This is a genomic window from Amycolatopsis sp. NPDC089917 (assembly GCF_040684635.1).
Lineage (GTDB): Bacteria > Actinomycetota > Actinomycetes > Mycobacteriales > Pseudonocardiaceae > Amycolatopsis.
On the sequence record NZ_JBFBGL010000070.1, the window covers coordinates 1 to 15554 of the forward strand.

Genomic DNA, 15554 nt, shown 5'->3' on the forward strand with positions numbered 1-15554 from the left:
TTCCGTGATGGCCTCCTTGAGGGACCCAGAGACCCTCAAGGAGGCCTTCACGGAACGCGGACTAGCCGAGCAGGGCCAGGGCCACGTAGGCGATGGTGCCGACCAGCAGCGTGGAGAGCAGGCCGAGCAGCAGCGCCCGGCCGCCGGTGCGGATCAGGGCGCCGATCCGCACCGCGCAGCCCAGCCCGAACAGCGCTCCCGCCAGCAGGAGGGTGCACACGACCTTGGCGACGTCGAGCGCGACGCCCGGCAGGATCCCGGTGCTCCGCACCACCACCATCGCCAGGAAACCGAGGACGAACAACGGGACCAGCGGGGCGCGCTTCCCGCCCGCGGACGGACGGCGGCGGCGTTCGCGCACGCTGACCGCGGCGACCATCGGGGCCAGCAGGACGACCCGGCTCAGTTTCACCACCACGGCGACCGCGACGGCGGCGGTCCCGGCCGGGGTGGCGGCCGCGACCACCTGGGCGACCTCGTGCACGCCCAGCCCGGCCCAGCCGCCGATCCGCAGCGCGTCCATCCCCAGCCAGCCGCCGAGGAGCGGGACCGCCGCGATCGCCAGGCCACCGTAGAAGGTGACCAGGGCGACCGCGGTCGCGACGTCGGAGTCCTCGCGTTCGACGACGCCTTCCATCGCCGCGATCGCCGACGCGCCGCAGATCGAGAACCCGGTCGCGACCAGCATCGCGAGCCCGCGCGGCACGCCGATCAGCCTGCCGATCCCGATCGTGCCGAGGAACGTGAGGCCGACGGTCAGCACGACCGCGAGCAGCGTGCCGGGACCGAGGGAGAGCACGGACGGGAGCGCGAGTTGCAAACCGAGAAGGACGACCCCGGCGCGCAAGAGCTTCTTCGTCACCTTCGCGATCGCTTGCCGGGTGCCGTCCGACAGCACCGGCAGCGAACCGGCGAGCACCCCGAGCACGACGGCGAGGGTGAGCGCGCTGAGCACGGGAACCGCGCTGCTCAGCAGGTACGCGACAGCCACCCCGAGGGCGGTGACGGCCAGACCGGTCAGATGCGGCTTCGTTCGCCGCGCGGTGATGGTGCCCATGTCGACGAGCGTCGTCCGGAGAGGTCCGCCCCGGTAGCCGGGAGAGCGACGGGTAGGTCATGCACTTCGGCTATGACCGCACCGGAGCTGGACGCCTTGCGCCTGCTCATGCTCGTCGCCGAGCTGGGCAGCATCGCCCAGGCCGCCGCCGTCCTCGGGATGGCGCAGCCGTCGGCGAGCAAACGACTGTCCACTGTGGAACGCAGACTCGGCCTGGTGCTGATCGACCGGACCCGCCGCGGTTCCGCGCTCACCCCGGACGGCCGGGTGATCGTGGGCTGGGCGCGGCGCGTGCTCACCGAACTCGGCGGGCTGCTCGACGGCGCCGCGGCCTTGCGGACCCGGCACGAAGCCGGGCTCCGGGTCGCGGCGAGCATGACACCGGCCGAACACCTGGTCCCGGCGTGGATCGGCGAGCTCAAACGCGCGAATCCCGGCCTCGATCTCGGCCTCGTGGTCACGAATTCGGGGCAGGCCGCCGCACTGGCCCGCGCGGGCAAGGTCGATGTCGGCTTCGTCGAGTCGCCCGGCGCGCTGCCCGGCCTGACGTCGCTGAGGGTCGCCGCCGATCGTCTCGTGGTGGTCGTCTCCGAGGCCCATCCCTGGGCGCGCGACCGTCGTCCGCTGACTCCGGCGGAGCTGGCGGGCACGCCGCTCATCGTGCGGGAACCCGGTTCCGGGACCAGGGAGACCGTCGACGCCGCCTTGCGCCGGGCCGGGGTGGGACCGGTGCAACCGTTGCTGGAACTGGGTTCCGCCTCCGCCGTCCGCAACGCCGTCGTCGCGGGAGCCGGCCCCGCGGTGATCAGCGAGCTGGACGTCGCGGAAAGCGGGCTGGTGACCGTCCCGGTCGACGGCGTGGACTTCGGCCGCGTGCTGCGCGCGGTCTGGCCGGAAGGGCGGCGCCAGGCAGGTCCCGCGGCGGAACTGCTCGCCCTGGCGGTACGCCGGGATCTGGACCCCTGTCCCACATCGTAACTGGCACTCGCCCAGGGCCCGACTTGTTCCTACGGTGACCGGAACCACAATGGAGCTCCCAGCGCCACCGCTCCGGCGGTGCGTGCGAGAAGGAGGAGACGTGACTTCAGCGTCCGACCCGGCACAGAGCAGCGGCCTGAAACCAGGGCTCAAGCAGCGACATATGAACTTGATCGCCCTCGGTGGCGTGATCGGAGCCGGCCTGTTCGTCGGCAGCGGCGTGGTCATCGAGTCGGCCGGTCCGGCCGCGGTGGTCTCGTTCCTCATCGCGGGCCTGATCACCGTGCTCATCATGCGCATGCTCGCGGAGATGACGATCGCCAAACCCGCGCTCGGGTCGTTCTACGTCTACGCCAGGGAAGCGCTCGGCAACCGCGCGGGCTTCGCCGTCGGCTGGATGTACTGGTACTTCTTCGTCATCGTCGTGGCGGTCGAAGCCGTCGCGGGCGGCCGGATCCTGCAGCTGTGGGTACCGGACGTGCCACTGTGGGTGCTCAGTCTCGGCCTGCTCCTGATCCTCACCGGCACCAACATGGTCTCGGCCCGCTCCTACGGCGAGTTCGAGTACTGGTTCTCCTCGATCAAGGTCGTCGCGATCGTCGTCTTCCTGGCCGTCGGCGCCTTGTACCTGTTCGGTTTCTGGCCGGGTGCCCACGGCGGCGTCTCGAATCTGGTGTCCCACGGCGGATTCGCGCCACTCGGCATCGGCGCGGTGCTCGCGGCGGTGGTCCCGTGCATCGGTTTCTACACCGGCGCGGAGATCGTCACCATCGCCGCCGCCGAGTCCGCGGAGCCGAAGAAAGCGGTCGCGAAGGCCATGCGGTCGATCATCCTCCGGGTGGTGCTGTTCTACGTCGGTTCGGTGTTCCTCGTCGTCGCGATCAAGTCCTGGGACGATCCGGCGACCGCGGTCAGCCCGTACGCGGCCGTGCTGGAGGTGCTCGGCATCCCGGCCGTGGCGACGATCATGAACGCGATCGTCCTGACCGCGGTGCTGTCCTGCCTGAACTCGGCCCTGTACACCTCGTCGCGGATGCTGTTCGCGCTCACCAGCAACGGCGACGCGCCGAAGGCGTTCACCCGGCTCTCGCGCAGCGGTGTGCCGAGGCGCGCGATCCTGGCCGGGACGGTGATCGGGTACGTGTCCGTCATCGCCGCCTACACCTCGCCGAACCTGATCTTCCAGTTCCTGGTCAACTCCTACGGTGCCGTTGCGCTGTTCGTGTACCTCTCGATCGCGCTCGCGCAGGTGCGGCTCCGCCGCAGGCTGGAACGGGAGGCCCCCGAGAAGCTCGCGCTCAAGATGTGGCTGTTCCCGTGGCTGAGCTACGCGACCATCGCGCTGATGGCCGGGGTGATCCTGGCGATGGCGCTGCTGCCGTCGACCCGTTCGCAGTTCTGGCTCAGCGCGGTGACGCTCGTGCTGATCCTCATCGGTTTCGAGTTCCGCAGGCGTCGCGGCAAGCCCGTGGCCGGGGTGCCTGCCGAGCCCGCCCCCGTCGGACCCGAGCGGGACGCGGCCCCGGCGGCCGTCCGGGAATGACCCGGCGGCCCTTGACGTAAGGTGAACGCCGTCGACGGTGGTGACGATCATGCCCGCCGGTCCATCGTGCGAAGGTGTTCCGCGTCTCGCGTGGCGCCCGGGAAAGTCAGGTTGTCCGTCTGTGTCGAGTCTCGTGACTCAGGTGTCGGCGCGGCTGCGCGGCACGCGTCCGTCGTGGTCGTCGCCGAAGGTGGCGCGCACCGAAATCCTTGCCGGTCTCGTGGTCGCGCTCGCGTTGATCCCGGAGGCGATCTCGTTCTCCGTCATCGCGGGCGTCGACCCGAGTGTCGGGCTGTTCGCGTCGTTCACGATGGCGGTGGTGATCTCGATCGTCGGCGGACGGCCGGCGATGATCTCCGCCGCGACCGGGGCGATCGCGCTGGTCGTCGCGCCGCTGGCCCGGGAGCACGGCTTCGGGTACCTCGTCGCCACGGTCGTCCTGGGCGGCCTGTTCCAGATCGTGCTCGGCTCACTGGGCGTGGCCAAGCTGATGAGGTTCGTCCCGCGCAGCGTCATGGTCGGGTTCGTGAACGCCCTGGCCATCCTGATCTTCCTGGCGCAGGTGCCGGAGCTGATCGACGTGCCGTGGCCGGTGTACCCGTTGTTCGCGGGCGGGCTCGTGCTGATGGTGCTGTTCCCCAAGCTCACCAAGGTGATTCCCGCGCCGCTGGTGTCCATCGTGGCCTTGACGGCGCTGACGATCGCCGCGGGGATCGCGATCCCGACGGTCGGTGACAAGGGCACGCTGCCGTCCTCGCTGCCGACGCCGGGGATGCCGGACGTGCCGTTCACCTTCGCCACCCTGGGCCTGATCGCGCCTTACGCGCTCGCGTTCGCGCTGGTGGGGCTGATGGAGTCGCTGATGACGGCGAAGCTGGTCGACGACATCACCGACACGCGCTCCAACAAGACCCGCGAGGCGATCGGCCAGGGGGTGGCCAACGTCGTCACCGGCTTCTTCGGCGGCATGGGCGGCTGCGCGATGATCGGGCAGACCATGATCAACGTGAAGACCTCGGGCGCCCGGACCCGGCTCTCGACGTTCCTGGCCGGGACGTTCCTGATGGTCCTGTGCGTCGTGTTCGGCCCGCTCGTCTCGCGGATCCCGATGGCAGCCCTGGTGGCCGTCATGGTCCTGGTCGCGTTCGGCACCTTCGACTGGCACAGCGTCGCCCCGGCCACCCTCAAGCGGATGCCCGCGGGGGAGATCATCGTCATGGTCGTCACCGTGGGCGTCGTGGTGGCCACCGACAACCTCGCCATCGGCGTGGTGGTCGGGTCGATCGTCGCGATGGTGATCTTCGCCCGCCGGGTCGCGCGTCTGGTCGACGTCACCTCGGCCCTCGACCCGGACGGAACCCAGGTCGTCTACGCCGTCACCGGCGAACTGTTCTTCGCTTCCAGCAACGACTTGGTCCACCGGTTCGACTACGCGCACGATCCGGCCAGGGTCGTCATCGATCTCACCGACGCCCACATCTGGGACGCCTCCACCGTCGCCGCCCTCGACGCGATCACCGCCAAGTACGAAGCACGGGACAAGACCGTCGAAATCGTCGGCCTGAACAGGCACAGCGCCCGGATGCACGAGAAGCTGTCCGGCGAACTCGTCGGTGGCCACTGACCGCCTCGATCAGGCGTCTCGCCGCGTGATGGCGACGAGACCGGCGTAGAGCGCCGCGACCACCCACACCGCCATCGCGACGAGCGCGCCCAACGGGGAGAGAACCGTCTCCGTCGCCGCCCCGCTGAGCTGGCCCGCCAGCTCCGAGGGCAGCACCGAGGCGATCCGGCCGCCCCAGGGCGCGGGCACCAGCAGCTGCGGCAGCATCGGGAGGGCGAAGAGCAGCACCGCCATGGTGACCAGCGTCCCGGCGGTGGACCTGATCATCGTGGCGAGGCCGACCGCGATCAGCGCGACGACCATCATGAGCAGGCCCTCGGCCAGGATCACCGGAAGCCCGGTGTCCACAGAGGACAGTGAGCCGATGGGTCGGCCGCCGATCAGCAACCTGCTCAGGAAGAACGTCGCGACCGCGATCGCCTCGCCCGCGATCAGGGTGATCGCCGCGACGACCGAGGCCTTGGACAGCAGAAGTTTCCGCCGCACCGGGACGGCGACGAGACTGGTGCGGATCATCCCGGTGGAGTACTCGGACGAGGCGGTCAGGATGCCGAACGCCATCAGGCACAGCTGCACGACGGTGAGGACCGAGGTTCCGTCACCGAGGCCGCCGAAATGGGAGCGTTCGTCGGGGGTGGCCGCGTCCCAGGCGCCGGCCGAGATCAGGGCCATCAGTCCGCCGACGAGAACGGCCGCGGCCGAGGAGACGAGAAGGACACGCGTCGAACGGACCGATCTCGCCTTGACCGCCTCCGAAGCGATGATGTCGATCACGAGGTCGTCCTTTCCGCGCGGTACTCGATGCTGTCGTCGGTGAGTTTGAGGTAGGCGTCTTCGAGGGAGTCGCTGCGCGGCGTGAGCTCGTGCACGGCGATCCGGTGCCGCATGGCGATGTCGCCGATGGTCACGGCGTCGAGCCCTTGTGCGGCAAGACTTCCGTCGAGCAGGTGGGTGACGGCGCAACCGGCCGATCGCAACAGGCGGGTCAGCTCGGCGACGTCCGGCGTGCGCACCAGCACGTCACGCCGGAACCGTTCCGCGAGTTCGCGGATCGACGCCTCCGCGATCAGCTTCCCCCGCCCGATGACCACGATCCGGTCGGCGGTGAGCTCCATTTCGCTCATGAGGTGACTGGAGACGAGCACGGTCCGGCCCTCGGCCGCCAGCGAGCGCATGAGGTCGCGGATCCACCGGATGCCCTCCGGATCGAGACCGTTGCCCGGCTCGTCGAACAGGAGGACGCCGGGATCGCCGAGCAGTGCCCCGGCGATCCCGAGCCGTTGTTTCATGCCGAGGGAGAAGCCTCCGATCCGGTTGCCCGCCACCCCGCCGAGGCCGACCCGGTCCAGCACCGCGCGCACCCGCGCTTTCCGTATCCTGTTGCCGAGGGCCAGGCAGTACAGATGCTCGAAGGCGTTGCGGCCGCCGTGCACGGCCGACGCGTCCAGCAGCGCGCCTACTCGGTGGAGGGGACGGTCGATGGCCGCGTAACGCCGTCCGTCGATCAACGCGGCGCCGGAGGTCGGCGTGTCCAGGCCGAGCGCGGCCCGCATCGTGGTCGACTTGCCCGCGCCGTTGGGGCCGAGGAAACCGGTCACGTGGCCGGGTTCGACCCGGAAGGACAGGTTGTCCACGGCGACCGTCGGGCCGTAGCGCTTGGTCAGTTCCCTGATCTCAATCATGACGGAAATGCTGTCCCGCCACCGTGATGGGCGAATCGGACCGAGGGGCGAAGTCTTCCGTGCGCCCGAGGTCGCACTCGCCCGGCGTCGCGGTGAGGTCGTCAGACCCTCGTCTGACCGCCGGAGGTCCGACCTGCCGGGCCGGTGTGGCGGCGGACGCGCCATCCGGTGGCGCTGACGAGCCACGCTGCTCGATCACTCCGACCCCGCCCAGGTCACCCGTTTTCCCTGCTACGCCGCCGATCCGGACGCCGATCTCACCCCGTGGCCGGTGCGGGCGGTGACGGCGCTCGGGGACGCCGTGCACGCGATGCGGCCCACCGGCGGGCAAGGCGCCTCGACCGGGCGCTCGCGCCGGCGTTGTACGAGTTCCAGGAGGCCACGAAACGCCAAGCGGTGCCCGCGCTTCGCGAGTCGCTGCGCCCACTGCGGTGGCGACAGCGACTCGCGAGGGCAGGCGGTGCTTGAGAGCTACTGCGAGCGCAACACCCAGACGTCGTCGGCGTTCACCGCGACGAGGTCCGCGTCTCCGTCACCGTCCACGTCGGCCGTGAGGGTCTCCTTCGTGCCGGAGAAGGAACCCGCGTACCACACTTCCGGCGCGGAATAGCTCGAACCGGTGGAGCGCATGACCTGCACATCGGTGTCGTTGACGGCGATGAGGTCCGCGTCGCCGTCGCCGTCGATGTCCGCGGTGAGGGTCTTCTTGGTGCCGTAGAAGGGAGTCGTCGACCAGGACACCGGGGCGTCGAACCAGCGGTTCGCGGAGCCGGTCACGACCCGCGTGCCGTTCTGGTCGACGAGGATGAAGTCGGCCTTGCCGTCACCGGTCGCGTCCGCCGCCAGGGTCACCTTCCCGCCGCGGATGGGCGGCGCCCAGGCGATCAGCGGCAGCGACTTGGTGCCGTCCGATCGCGCGGCCAGGGTGGCCACGTCGAACAGGCCGATGATGTCGGTGTCGCCGTCGCCGTCCAGATCCGCGGCCAGGTTCCCGAAATCGCCGGCGATGTAGTTGTTCAGCCACTGCGTGGGCGTCCCGAAGCGTTCCACGCCGTAGTAGTCGGTGATCGACTTCGCCACGAAGATGCCCTGCGGCGCCGAGGACGAGGGCCGCCGGACGGCGATGGCGTCGGCGCGGCCGTCGTTGTCCGTGTCGCCGACGAAGTTGGCGTTGCCGTTGAAACCGGTGCTCAGGAAGTTGCCCGCGCCCCAGTTCTGCTGTGGCTGGAAGGCCGAACCGTTCGACCGCATCACGTAGCACCCGTAGAGATAGGTGTTGTAGCTGACCAGGTCGTCCTTGCCGTCGCCGTCGACGTCTCCGGCCATCACCGCGACCTGCGCCGTGAACGGTCCGGCGGACCACTGTTCCGGTACGGCGGAGGTCGCCGCCGCCGGCGGAGCGAGGGTCAGGGTAAGCAGACCGGCCACACCGGCCATCACCAAAGCGCGCATCACGTCCCCTTCGTGTCGGCTTGCAGTACACAAGTCGTGACAGGCCGGGAAACGTTACCGACGCGCCGGTTGACCTCCAGTTAACTTGAGATTTTAGGGTTCCTTTCATGACAGTGCAGCTGAATCACACCATCGTCAACGCCACCGACCGGGCCGCCACGGCGGACTTCCTGGTCTCGATCCTCGGCCTGCCCGAACCCGCCGAATTCGGCCCGTTCCTGGTGGTCCAGACCGGTAACGGGGTCTCGCTCGACGTCATGCGCAGCGCCGACGAGTTCTCCAGGCAGCATTACGCGTTCCTGGTCGAGGAGGACGAGTTCGACACCATCTTCGGGCGGATCCGCGACGGAAGCGTGCCGTACTGGGCGGGGCCGGGGCACCGCGGCGCCGGCGAGATCAACACCAACGACGGCGGCCGGGGCGTCTACTTCGACGACCCCGACGGCCACATACTGGAGATCCTCACCCGTCCGTACGGATCCAGTGCCGCCTAAGAGGCGTTGGACGAGTGCGACGGTGAGCAGGACGACGGGGTCAGGCCGCGAGCTTCGGCGCCGCGTTCCTGCGCATCGGAGACGTCAGCGAACGAGATCGACCACCAACACGACGGGTTCGTCCGCGGGCCAGGGCGAGGTGCCCGGGCCCGTCTGGTGCAGTGTCGACCAGAAGGGGTGGTGCGGTGGCACGAGGATGGTGCGCCTGCCACCGGGCCGCATTCCGCCGAGGCCGTCACCGGCGCGGTGACCCATCAGGACGTTGGGCGCGACCTTGAGATTCCAATCCGACCAGACCGGTTTGCCGGACCAGGACAGCGCTTCGGTCCTGATGTCGAGGGTGAGCTTGTCGTCGTCGCGGTCGGCGACCGGTTCTCCGCCTCGCCCCTTGGCGACGTCGTGGACGACCAGCGAGGCCGGCGCGGAGCAGTGCCGGGGAATCGTGATGGCGGGGCGATGGCCCACCTCACCGGACACCTCGATCTCGTCGATGGAACACGGTGGCAGGACGGGTGCCGACGTCGAGGGTTTCGACGTCGGCGGGGGTGGCGTCGTGGAACCGGGGGCGGCGTTCGGCCGGTCTCCGCCGGTGGGCCAGAGGATCGCCGCGGCGGTGAGCGCGGCGACCACGACGGCCGCGGTACCCCAGAGCAGGAGTTTCCGAGACCGGCGCGGTCGGTGGACCGCGCCGGTCTCGTCGCGGGCACGTTCGAGCAGGGCGCGCGTGGAGCCGGCGTCCAGGCGGTTCCGTTCCGGCGCGAGCAGGCCGGTGACGACGTCGGCGAGAGGTCCGTGGGTGCCGGCGAGCACCGGTCTTTCGGTGAGGACGGCGGCCATGGTGGCTTCGAGGTTGGCTCGCTGGAACGCGTGCCGTCCTTCGGCCGCGTAGAAGAGGGTGGCACCGAGCGCCCACAGGTCGGATTCGGCCGTGGCGTCGTGGCCGTTGAACCGCTCCGGCGCTATGTAGGCGGGGGAGCCGATCAGCAGGCCGGTGCTGGTCAGACGCGGGTCGCCGGCCGAGTGGGCGATACCGAAGTCGGTCAGTTTGGCCGAGGCCGGGGTGAGGATGACGTTCGCGGGTTTGACGTCCCGGTGGACGATCCCGGCGGTGTGCGCCGTGGTCAGCGCGGAGAGCAGGTCGAGCCCGATCTCGGCGACGCGGTGCGCGGGCAGCGGGCCGTGCCGCTCGACGTGGTCGGCGAGGTTGTCGCCGTCCAGCAGCTCCATCACGACGTACGGGACGCCGTCCTGGTGGAAGACGTCGTAGACGGTGACGATGCGGGGATTGTTGAGCCGGCCGGCGAGACGGGCTTCCCGGATGAACCGCGTCGACGCGACGTGACCGCCTTCGCCCGCGAGGAGCTGCTTGACCGCGACCGCGCGCCCCAGCACCCGATCCCGCGCGAGCCACACGACTCCCATCCCGCCACGGCCGAGTTCCCGGACCAGGGCGTACCGGTCCTGGAGTACCTCGTTCGCCATCTCGCACCCTTCCGCCGCAGATTCGTACGGAAGCTTAGGGCGCTCACGCCCGGACGAGGAGCGCGTCGGCCGATGACGAGGTGCCCTAGAGTCGCGGCATGAGACGGCGGACAGGGGTGGCGGTCGCCGGGGCGCTGGTCCTGGGCTGGGGAGAATGGCTGAACCGGCGTTGGTCGCGAGCCCTCGTGGGACACGGTCAGGGCGTTTCCGAGGCCGTCGTCGTGCTGGGATACCGGAATCCCCAAGCGACGGCGAACCTCGTCAACCGCTGGCGCGTCCGTGCCGGTCTTCGTTCCGTCGCCGCGGACGAAGCACGCATGATCTTCAGCGGCGGCTCGACCAGCGGCGGCGCGTCCGAGGCGCAGGTGATGGCCGGCTACGCGAAGTCCGTACTCGGTTTCGACGGCACGGTGTTCCTCGAAGAGCACAGCGGATCGACCTGGGAGAACGTCACGAACGTGATCCCGCTGCTCGAAGACGCCGACCGCATCAAGATCGTCTCCCAACCGGCTCACGCGCTCAAGGCCCGCGCGTACTTGCGCCGGCAGCGTCCCGATCTCGCCGAAAGACTCGTGCCCGCGGACGACTACCGCCCCGGCGAGTGGCTGATCGCCAAGCCCTTGCTCGCCTTGTACGGGCTGTGGACGCTTCGCCGTCTCGAAACCGACGAGTGGAAAAGCTCGCTTTAGCTGTTCCGAAGCGTTCGAACGGCCGGCGCCATCGACCGGTCGATGGCGCCGGAAACGCTCGCGCTTCGGCGGCGCGCTGGTGGCCAGCGACATGCCGGGTTCGCTCTCTCCCGTCCGCTAGGAGAGCTGCTCGTTGTAGTCGGGAAGCTTGAAGCCCTTTTCGTAGTTGCCACCGGTGAAGTCGCCGGGACGGTTCCCGACGTTGGCGATGATGGTGTACCCGGCGGCCGCGTATTCCTTGCGGCAGCGCTGTTTCGTGTCGGTCGCGTGGGACTCCGAGCTCTTCCGGACGCAGACGCGGTCCACGGGGTACCCCGCGTCGACGAGGGCCGCTTTCGCGCTGCTCGCGCTGCTGCGGTAGCTGGCCACCAGGACGGAGACGCCCTTTTCCTTGGCGTGCTTGATGAAGGCGCGCACGTCGGCGGTGGGGTCGCCGGGGTGGTAGTAGGTTTCGAGCGCGGTGTTGTCGATGTCGGTGACGACGGCCAGCTTGGTGCCACCCTTGGCGATCCGCTCGTCGAGGTAGGTCGTGCCGCCCCGCATCGCGGTGTGCACGTCGGAAAGCCAGGTCTGATAGCCCGGTACCGAGCTCGCCGAGGCCGACGGTGTCACGACGCCGAACATCGCGCCGGCGAGCGTGGTGACGGCCAGGGCGCGGGCGGTTCTGCTGTTCACTGTGGACCTTCTTTCCTCGCGGTGGGCCTGTCGCACAAGAACTGTGCGCCTCGAACCTAACCGGCCACCACTGCGCGGGGAACCTTCGGCGGAAGAATCCGTAAACAGAGAAACGCCGTTCCCGCTTCCCTTAGTGGACGACCTGCCTCTCGCCGGTTTTCCGTTCCGTGCCAAGGGTGGCGGGGAACCAGGCCACGAGCGCGGAAACCGAAGTCGGGTGGTCGCCGCCGAAAGCACGCCGAATGCCACGAAAGCCGTCCAGCGATAGCCATGAACCGGACAGACCTCGGGCTTGGCCCATCCGAAGCCGATCCCGTCGCGGTCTCAGGATTTCCCGGTACGGGCGATCAGCACCGGGCAGGCGGCGTGATGGATCAGGCTTTGCCCGGTCGAGCCCAGCAGGAGACCGCGGAACCCGCCCCGGCCCCTGCTGCCGACGACGATCAGCTGTGCCTGGACACTCCAGCGCGGCAACTCCTGGCGCGGATCGTCGTGGACGACGACGCGGTGTACGACGACATCCGGATAGCCGTCGAGGAACTTCGCGACCTCCCGGGTGAGCATCCGTTCGGCGGACTCGGCGAAGGTGCCCCAGCTGTAGTTGCCCGCGGGGTCGCCGAACCAGCGGGCCGTCAGGACGTCCTCCCACGCGTACACCGCGATCAGTTCCGAACCCCTGGCGCGGGCCTCGTCGAACGCGGCAGCGAGCGCGATCTCGGCCCCGGGCTCCCGTCGACCCCGGTCACCACCGGCAGTTTCGCCGCGATGGGCAGGTCCCACGTGCGACCCCGGACGGACACCACGGGGCAGCGCGAGTGCCCGGCGAGCGCGGTCGTCACCGATCCGCCGAACATCGCGGTGAACCGGCTGTGCCCGGAGGCCGCGATCAGCGCGGGCGCGGCGGACGTCTCGGAGAGGTTGGTACCGGTGGCGGGACCGGCGGCGTCCGTCGCGTCGCGCAGGATCGTTTCCCCGCGATTCCTGATCTTGTGCAGCAGTTCTTCGGTCGGCGGGATCGACCCCATGTAGTAGTCGGGGGATACCCAGCGCGTGCCACAGTTCGAGCGAGGTGTCGTGCCGCTCGGCGGCCTGCGCGCCCCAGGCCACGGCCGCCAGGGAACCGACCGACCCGTCGGTCCCGACCACGATCGGCCCGGTCTGCCGGAGGCTTCGGTTCATCATCGGCTCTTTCCGCTCGCGAGGGCCCGGATGACCCAAGCTAGGCGGCCGGACGCGCGTGGTCCGGTGCCGTTGGTCCCGGATTCGAGGGACCTCGGGCGCGTCGCCGCCGAGCCCCGCGGCGAGGGCGTCCGGATCCGCGACGGCGGAAGCTAAGGGCCTCCCATCAGCTTGTAGACCAGGTAGCAGTCGGTGGAGGCTTCGACGACGACCACCGTCACGGTCGTTCCGGGCGGAACGACGCCGGTGACGAAAACGGGATGTGACGGCCCGAACAGCGTGAAGACCTCATCGACCTTCACCAGCTCCGCGTCGTGGCCGTCCCTCCCGAGGCGCAGTTCGGAGAGAGGCCGGCAGTACGGCCTTGCCCGCTGTTCCGCGGTTTTCCCGTCTTCGCACCACCGCGCACCGGCACAGGTCAGGGTGTTGCGGTAGTCCCTGTCGTTGTGGTGGATCCGGTACGGAAGCCCTCTTTCTCCTGGCAGGGCGTAGCCGAAGCGGTCCGCCACCTTGGGAAGGAACGTGGCGCCGCCCAACGCCGCGAGCACCACCGGCACGGCGAAGGACACCATCACCACACGCCGGCGGAACCAGCGTCGAGGCGTCGAGGTTTCTTCGTCGCTCATGACCCGATCGTGCCCGGGAATCCGCCTGGGCCGCAGCGTCGTCAGCCCTTGAAGTAGCCCTTGAACAGGATCTCGCTGATCCTGGTCGTGGTCTCCTGACCGGTCTCGTAGCCGTTCTGGATGACCTTGGTGTTGTTCATCAAGGCGAGGGTGTATCGCTCGTGCGGCCCGGCGAAGCCGACGGAGTTCATGATCCAGGAGCCGTCGTCGTTGTCGTCGGACCAGCCGTCCTTGTTGCCCGGCCGCGCGGCGGGGCCTGCGCCCCAGACGCCCCACTGCTGGTTGACGTCGACGGTGCGCATCTCGCCGACGATGTAGTCGCGGTGCTGACGGGGCAGCTTCGTCAGCACGTAGTTGACCAGCCGGTCGAGGTCGTTCGCGGTGGTCAGGATCCAGCCCCAGTGATGCGGGTGCTGGTCGGTGAACCGCATGTCGGTCATCCCGTACGACGGGAACCGCTGAGCGAACTCGGCCTCCCCGCCGTACCGGGTCCACAGTGTGTGGGCCGCGGCGTCATCGCTGGAGTTGAGCATCCGGTGGATCAGGTCCCGGTCCTCGGCGGTCAGCTTCACGGCCCCGGAATCGTTGCGCAGCAACAGGTCGACGACCATGGCCAGCTTGGGGGTGGAACAGGCCCAGATGAGGGTCCCGGCGTCCGCGCTCCGGTAGACGGCACCGGTCCACCGGTCGCGCAGGACGATCCCGGTGTCACCGGGCCTGCTGTCGGCGTAGGCCTGCGCGCGTGCGATGCGCGCCTGGAGTTCCCGGTCGAAGCGGGGCGTCGCACCGGCGGGTGAGGCGGGTGTCAAGGCGAGTACCGCCAGTATCGCGGCCAGCATGACGGAGAGTCTCTTCATGTGTTTCCCCCAGGTTCCGGTATCGGTACTTCTCGAGCTTGAAGGCGCTCGTGAGTACCCGAGGTTGCCACGGCCCGGCGAACAGTGACGGCGGTCACTCTCGCCGCGAGGCCGGTGAGGATCAGTCGCTGTCGTGCCGTCCGTGGAGGGTCTGGCTGGGCAGGTCACCGTAGGCTTCGCGGTACAGCTGGGTGAAGCGGGTGCTGGTGAAACCCCAGCGGGCGGCGATGTCGGCGACGGTACGTCCGTCCGCGGCGGTGCGGAGGTCGTCGCGAGCGTGGTCGAGGCGGACTCGCCGCAGGTAGGCCAGGGGAGTCGTGTCCAAGTGCCGGCGGAACGCGAGTTGCAGCGCGCGGGGCGTGACGTTCGCGGCGTGGGCGATGTCGGGCACGGTCAGGCCGAGGTCGGCGTTGGCCTCGATGAACGCGACGGCGCGGCGCACCGTGTTCGGGTGGGCGTCGTGGCGGTCTTCGGCGGTGGCCTCCGTGACGGCGTTGTTCGGATAGGCCAGCAGCACGCCGGCCGCGAGGTACTGGCTCGCGGCCGCCGCGATCAACGGCGCCGCCGGGCCGGTCTCCTCACTCAGCAGGCCGTCCCGCAGGTAGGTGATCGTGCGTTGCAGTTGCAGCTGGGCCTGCCAGGAGACCGGCCGGTGATCGAGCAGGCGCACCGGTCCGGCCGCGTCGTCGGGGCTTCCGGCGACCCGGTTCAGGATGTCGGGATCGACCAGGGTGAACCGCAATCTGGAGCATTGGCCCACTCCGGCGTACGGGAGATCGGGTCTGGCGATCAGGAATTGGTCGCCGGGACCGAACGTGTCTTCGCGGCCGCGGTTGTCGGTGCGGATCGTGTTGTGGGTGACGTCGCAGATGATCAGCCGGTCCGGTGGTTGCGCCGCGTAGCCGATGTCGAAGCTGTAGTCGGCGTCGTCGAAGACGACCTCGTCGGACAGGGTGCGTCGCCGGATTCGCGCGCGGGTGCGGCCGGCGACGTTCCCGATGTTCATCTTGGAGTAGATCTTGCTGACGAACGCTTCGATCTCACCCACGTCTTGGCTGTCGAACGTCTCCGATGGCATGAGATTCGCCTCGCGAAGTGCGGTGACGGAAACTGGCCCGTTCGACGATAGCCCTCATCGTGGTCGTCGCGCACGTGCGCCAGGAATTCCAGTCTCCCCTACCGAACTCAAGTCTGCCCGTATCGCCCGCACGCTCCA

The 15554-nt window shown here is 69.3% G+C and carries 16 protein-coding genes; 5 read left to right on the forward strand and 11 right to left on the reverse strand.

The annotated features are described in order from the left end of the window. Positions 1-61 precede the first annotated feature (61 nt). Positions 62-1057, reverse strand: coding sequence for a putative sulfate exporter family transporter (locus tag AB0N89_RS34400; RefSeq protein ID WP_364213639.1), 996 nt, complete (start codon positions 1055-1057; stop codon positions 62-64). A 72-nt stretch (positions 1058-1129) separates the two neighbouring features. Between AB0N89_RS34400 and AB0N89_RS34405 the strand changes: the two genes are divergently transcribed. The 3 genes from AB0N89_RS34405 (at position 1130) to AB0N89_RS34415 (ending at position 5202) form a co-directional block, all read left to right on the forward strand. Beyond that, positions 1130-2035 (forward strand): LysR family transcriptional regulator, encoded by a 906-nt coding sequence (locus tag AB0N89_RS34405; RefSeq protein ID WP_364213642.1) that lies wholly within the window; start codon positions 1130-1132, stop codon positions 2033-2035. Between the two features lie 163 nt (positions 2036-2198). After that, complete coding sequence (locus AB0N89_RS34410) at positions 2199-3578, forward strand: amino acid permease (protein WP_364213738.1); 1380 nt, start codon at positions 2199-2201, stop codon at positions 3576-3578. Between the two features lie 121 nt (positions 3579-3699). Next, entirely contained in the window at positions 3700-5202 is a 1503-nt protein-coding gene (locus tag AB0N89_RS34415) for a SulP family inorganic anion transporter (protein ID WP_364213645.1), read from the forward strand. 9 nt (positions 5203-5211) lie between these two features. Here AB0N89_RS34415 and AB0N89_RS34420 read toward each other — a convergent pair whose 3' ends face one another. The 3 genes from AB0N89_RS34420 to AB0N89_RS34430 form a co-directional block, all read right to left on the reverse strand. Continuing rightward, positions 5212-5976 carry an ABC transporter permease gene (locus AB0N89_RS34420; RefSeq protein ID WP_364213648.1) on the reverse strand — a complete coding sequence of 255 codons (765 nt, stop codon included), beginning with the start codon at positions 5974-5976 and terminating at the stop codon, positions 5212-5214. Then, on the reverse strand, positions 5973-6884 hold the full coding sequence (locus AB0N89_RS34425) for an ATP-binding cassette domain-containing protein (RefSeq protein WP_364213651.1): 912 nt from the start codon (positions 6882-6884) through the stop codon (positions 5973-5975). Before AB0N89_RS34425 ends, AB0N89_RS34420 begins: the two co-directional genes overlap by 4 nt. 471 nt (positions 6885-7355) lie before the next feature. Further along, positions 7356-8336 (reverse strand): VCBS repeat-containing protein, encoded by a 981-nt coding sequence (locus tag AB0N89_RS34430; RefSeq protein ID WP_364213654.1) that lies wholly within the window; start codon positions 8334-8336, stop codon positions 7356-7358. Between the two features lie 107 nt (positions 8337-8443). Here AB0N89_RS34430 and AB0N89_RS34435 point away from each other — a divergent pair, with 107 nt between their 5' ends. Then, a complete protein-coding gene (locus tag AB0N89_RS34435) occupies positions 8444-8830 on the forward strand; it encodes a VOC family protein (RefSeq protein ID WP_364213657.1) in 387 nt (128 codons plus the stop codon). Between the two features lie 84 nt (positions 8831-8914). On the opposite strand, the gene AB0N89_RS34440 is transcribed toward AB0N89_RS34435, so the two are convergent. Next, positions 8915-10312 (reverse strand): serine/threonine-protein kinase, encoded by a 1398-nt coding sequence (locus tag AB0N89_RS34440; RefSeq protein WP_364213660.1) that lies wholly within the window; start codon positions 10310-10312, stop codon positions 8915-8917. Between the two features lie 98 nt (positions 10313-10410). On the opposite strand from AB0N89_RS34440, the gene AB0N89_RS34445 reads away from it, so the two are divergent. After that, a complete protein-coding gene (locus AB0N89_RS34445; RefSeq protein WP_364213663.1) occupies positions 10411-11001 on the forward strand; it encodes a YdcF family protein in 591 nt (196 codons plus the stop codon). A 117-nt stretch (positions 11002-11118) separates the two neighbouring features. On the opposite strand, the gene AB0N89_RS34450 is transcribed toward AB0N89_RS34445, so the two are convergent. The 6 genes from AB0N89_RS34450 to AB0N89_RS34475 all read right to left on the reverse strand — a co-directional run bounded on the left by AB0N89_RS34450 (position 11119) and on the right by AB0N89_RS34475 (position 15386). Beyond that, positions 11119-11676 carry an HAD family acid phosphatase gene (locus AB0N89_RS34450; protein ID WP_364213666.1) on the reverse strand — a complete coding sequence of 186 codons (558 nt, stop codon included), beginning with the start codon at positions 11674-11676 and terminating at the stop codon, positions 11119-11121. A gap of 324 nt (positions 11677-12000) precedes the next feature. Continuing rightward, positions 12001-12456: a universal stress protein gene (locus AB0N89_RS34455; protein WP_364213669.1), complete on the reverse strand. Its 456-nt coding sequence runs from the start codon at positions 12454-12456 to the stop codon at positions 12001-12003. Beyond that, a complete protein-coding gene (locus AB0N89_RS34460) occupies positions 12339-12701 on the reverse strand; it encodes a hypothetical protein (protein WP_364213741.1) in 363 nt (120 codons plus the stop codon). Before AB0N89_RS34460 ends, AB0N89_RS34455 begins: the two co-directional genes overlap by 118 nt. A gap of 306 nt (positions 12702-13007) precedes the next feature. Next, positions 13008-13481, reverse strand: coding sequence for a hypothetical protein (locus AB0N89_RS34465; protein WP_364213672.1), 474 nt, complete (start codon positions 13479-13481; stop codon positions 13008-13010). A gap of 41 nt (positions 13482-13522) precedes the next feature. Further along, complete coding sequence (locus AB0N89_RS34470) at positions 13523-14338, reverse strand: serine hydrolase (RefSeq protein WP_364213675.1); 816 nt, start codon at positions 14336-14338, stop codon at positions 13523-13525. A gap of 121 nt (positions 14339-14459) precedes the next feature. Further along, positions 14460-15386, reverse strand: coding sequence for a helix-turn-helix transcriptional regulator (locus AB0N89_RS34475; protein WP_364213678.1), 927 nt, complete (start codon positions 15384-15386; stop codon positions 14460-14462). Between the last annotated feature and the right edge of the window lie 168 nt (positions 15387-15554).

Coding starts and splice junctions, on each gene's coding strand:
- AB0N89_RS34400 (WP_364213639.1), bottom strand. CDS start 1,057: ATGGGCACCATCACCGCGCGGCGAACGAAGCCGCATCTGACCGGTCTG.
- AB0N89_RS34405 (WP_364213642.1), top strand. CDS start 1,130: ATGACCGCACCGGAGCTGGACGCCTTGCGCCTGCTCATGCTCGTCGCC.
- AB0N89_RS34410 (WP_364213738.1), top strand. CDS start 2,199: ATGAACTTGATCGCCCTCGGTGGCGTGATCGGAGCCGGCCTGTTCGTC.
- AB0N89_RS34425 (WP_364213651.1), bottom strand. CDS start 6,884: ATGATTGAGATCAGGGAACTGACCAAGCGCTACGGCCCGACGGTCGCC.
- AB0N89_RS34430 (WP_364213654.1), bottom strand. CDS start 8,336: ATGCGCGCTTTGGTGATGGCCGGTGTGGCCGGTCTGCTTACCCTGACC.
- AB0N89_RS34435 (WP_364213657.1), top strand. CDS start 8,444: ATGACAGTGCAGCTGAATCACACCATCGTCAACGCCACCGACCGGGCC.
- AB0N89_RS34440 (WP_364213660.1), bottom strand. CDS start 10,312: ATGGCGAACGAGGTACTCCAGGACCGGTACGCCCTGGTCCGGGAACTC.
- AB0N89_RS34445 (WP_364213663.1), top strand. CDS start 10,411: ATGAGACGGCGGACAGGGGTGGCGGTCGCCGGGGCGCTGGTCCTGGGC.
- AB0N89_RS34460 (WP_364213741.1), bottom strand. CDS start 12,701: ATGGGGTCGATCCCGCCGACCGAAGAACTGCTGCACAAGATCAGGAAT.
- AB0N89_RS34465 (WP_364213672.1), bottom strand. CDS start 13,481: ATGAGCGACGAAGAAACCTCGACGCCTCGACGCTGGTTCCGCCGGCGT.
- AB0N89_RS34470 (WP_364213675.1), bottom strand. CDS start 14,338: ATGAAGAGACTCTCCGTCATGCTGGCCGCGATACTGGCGGTACTCGCC.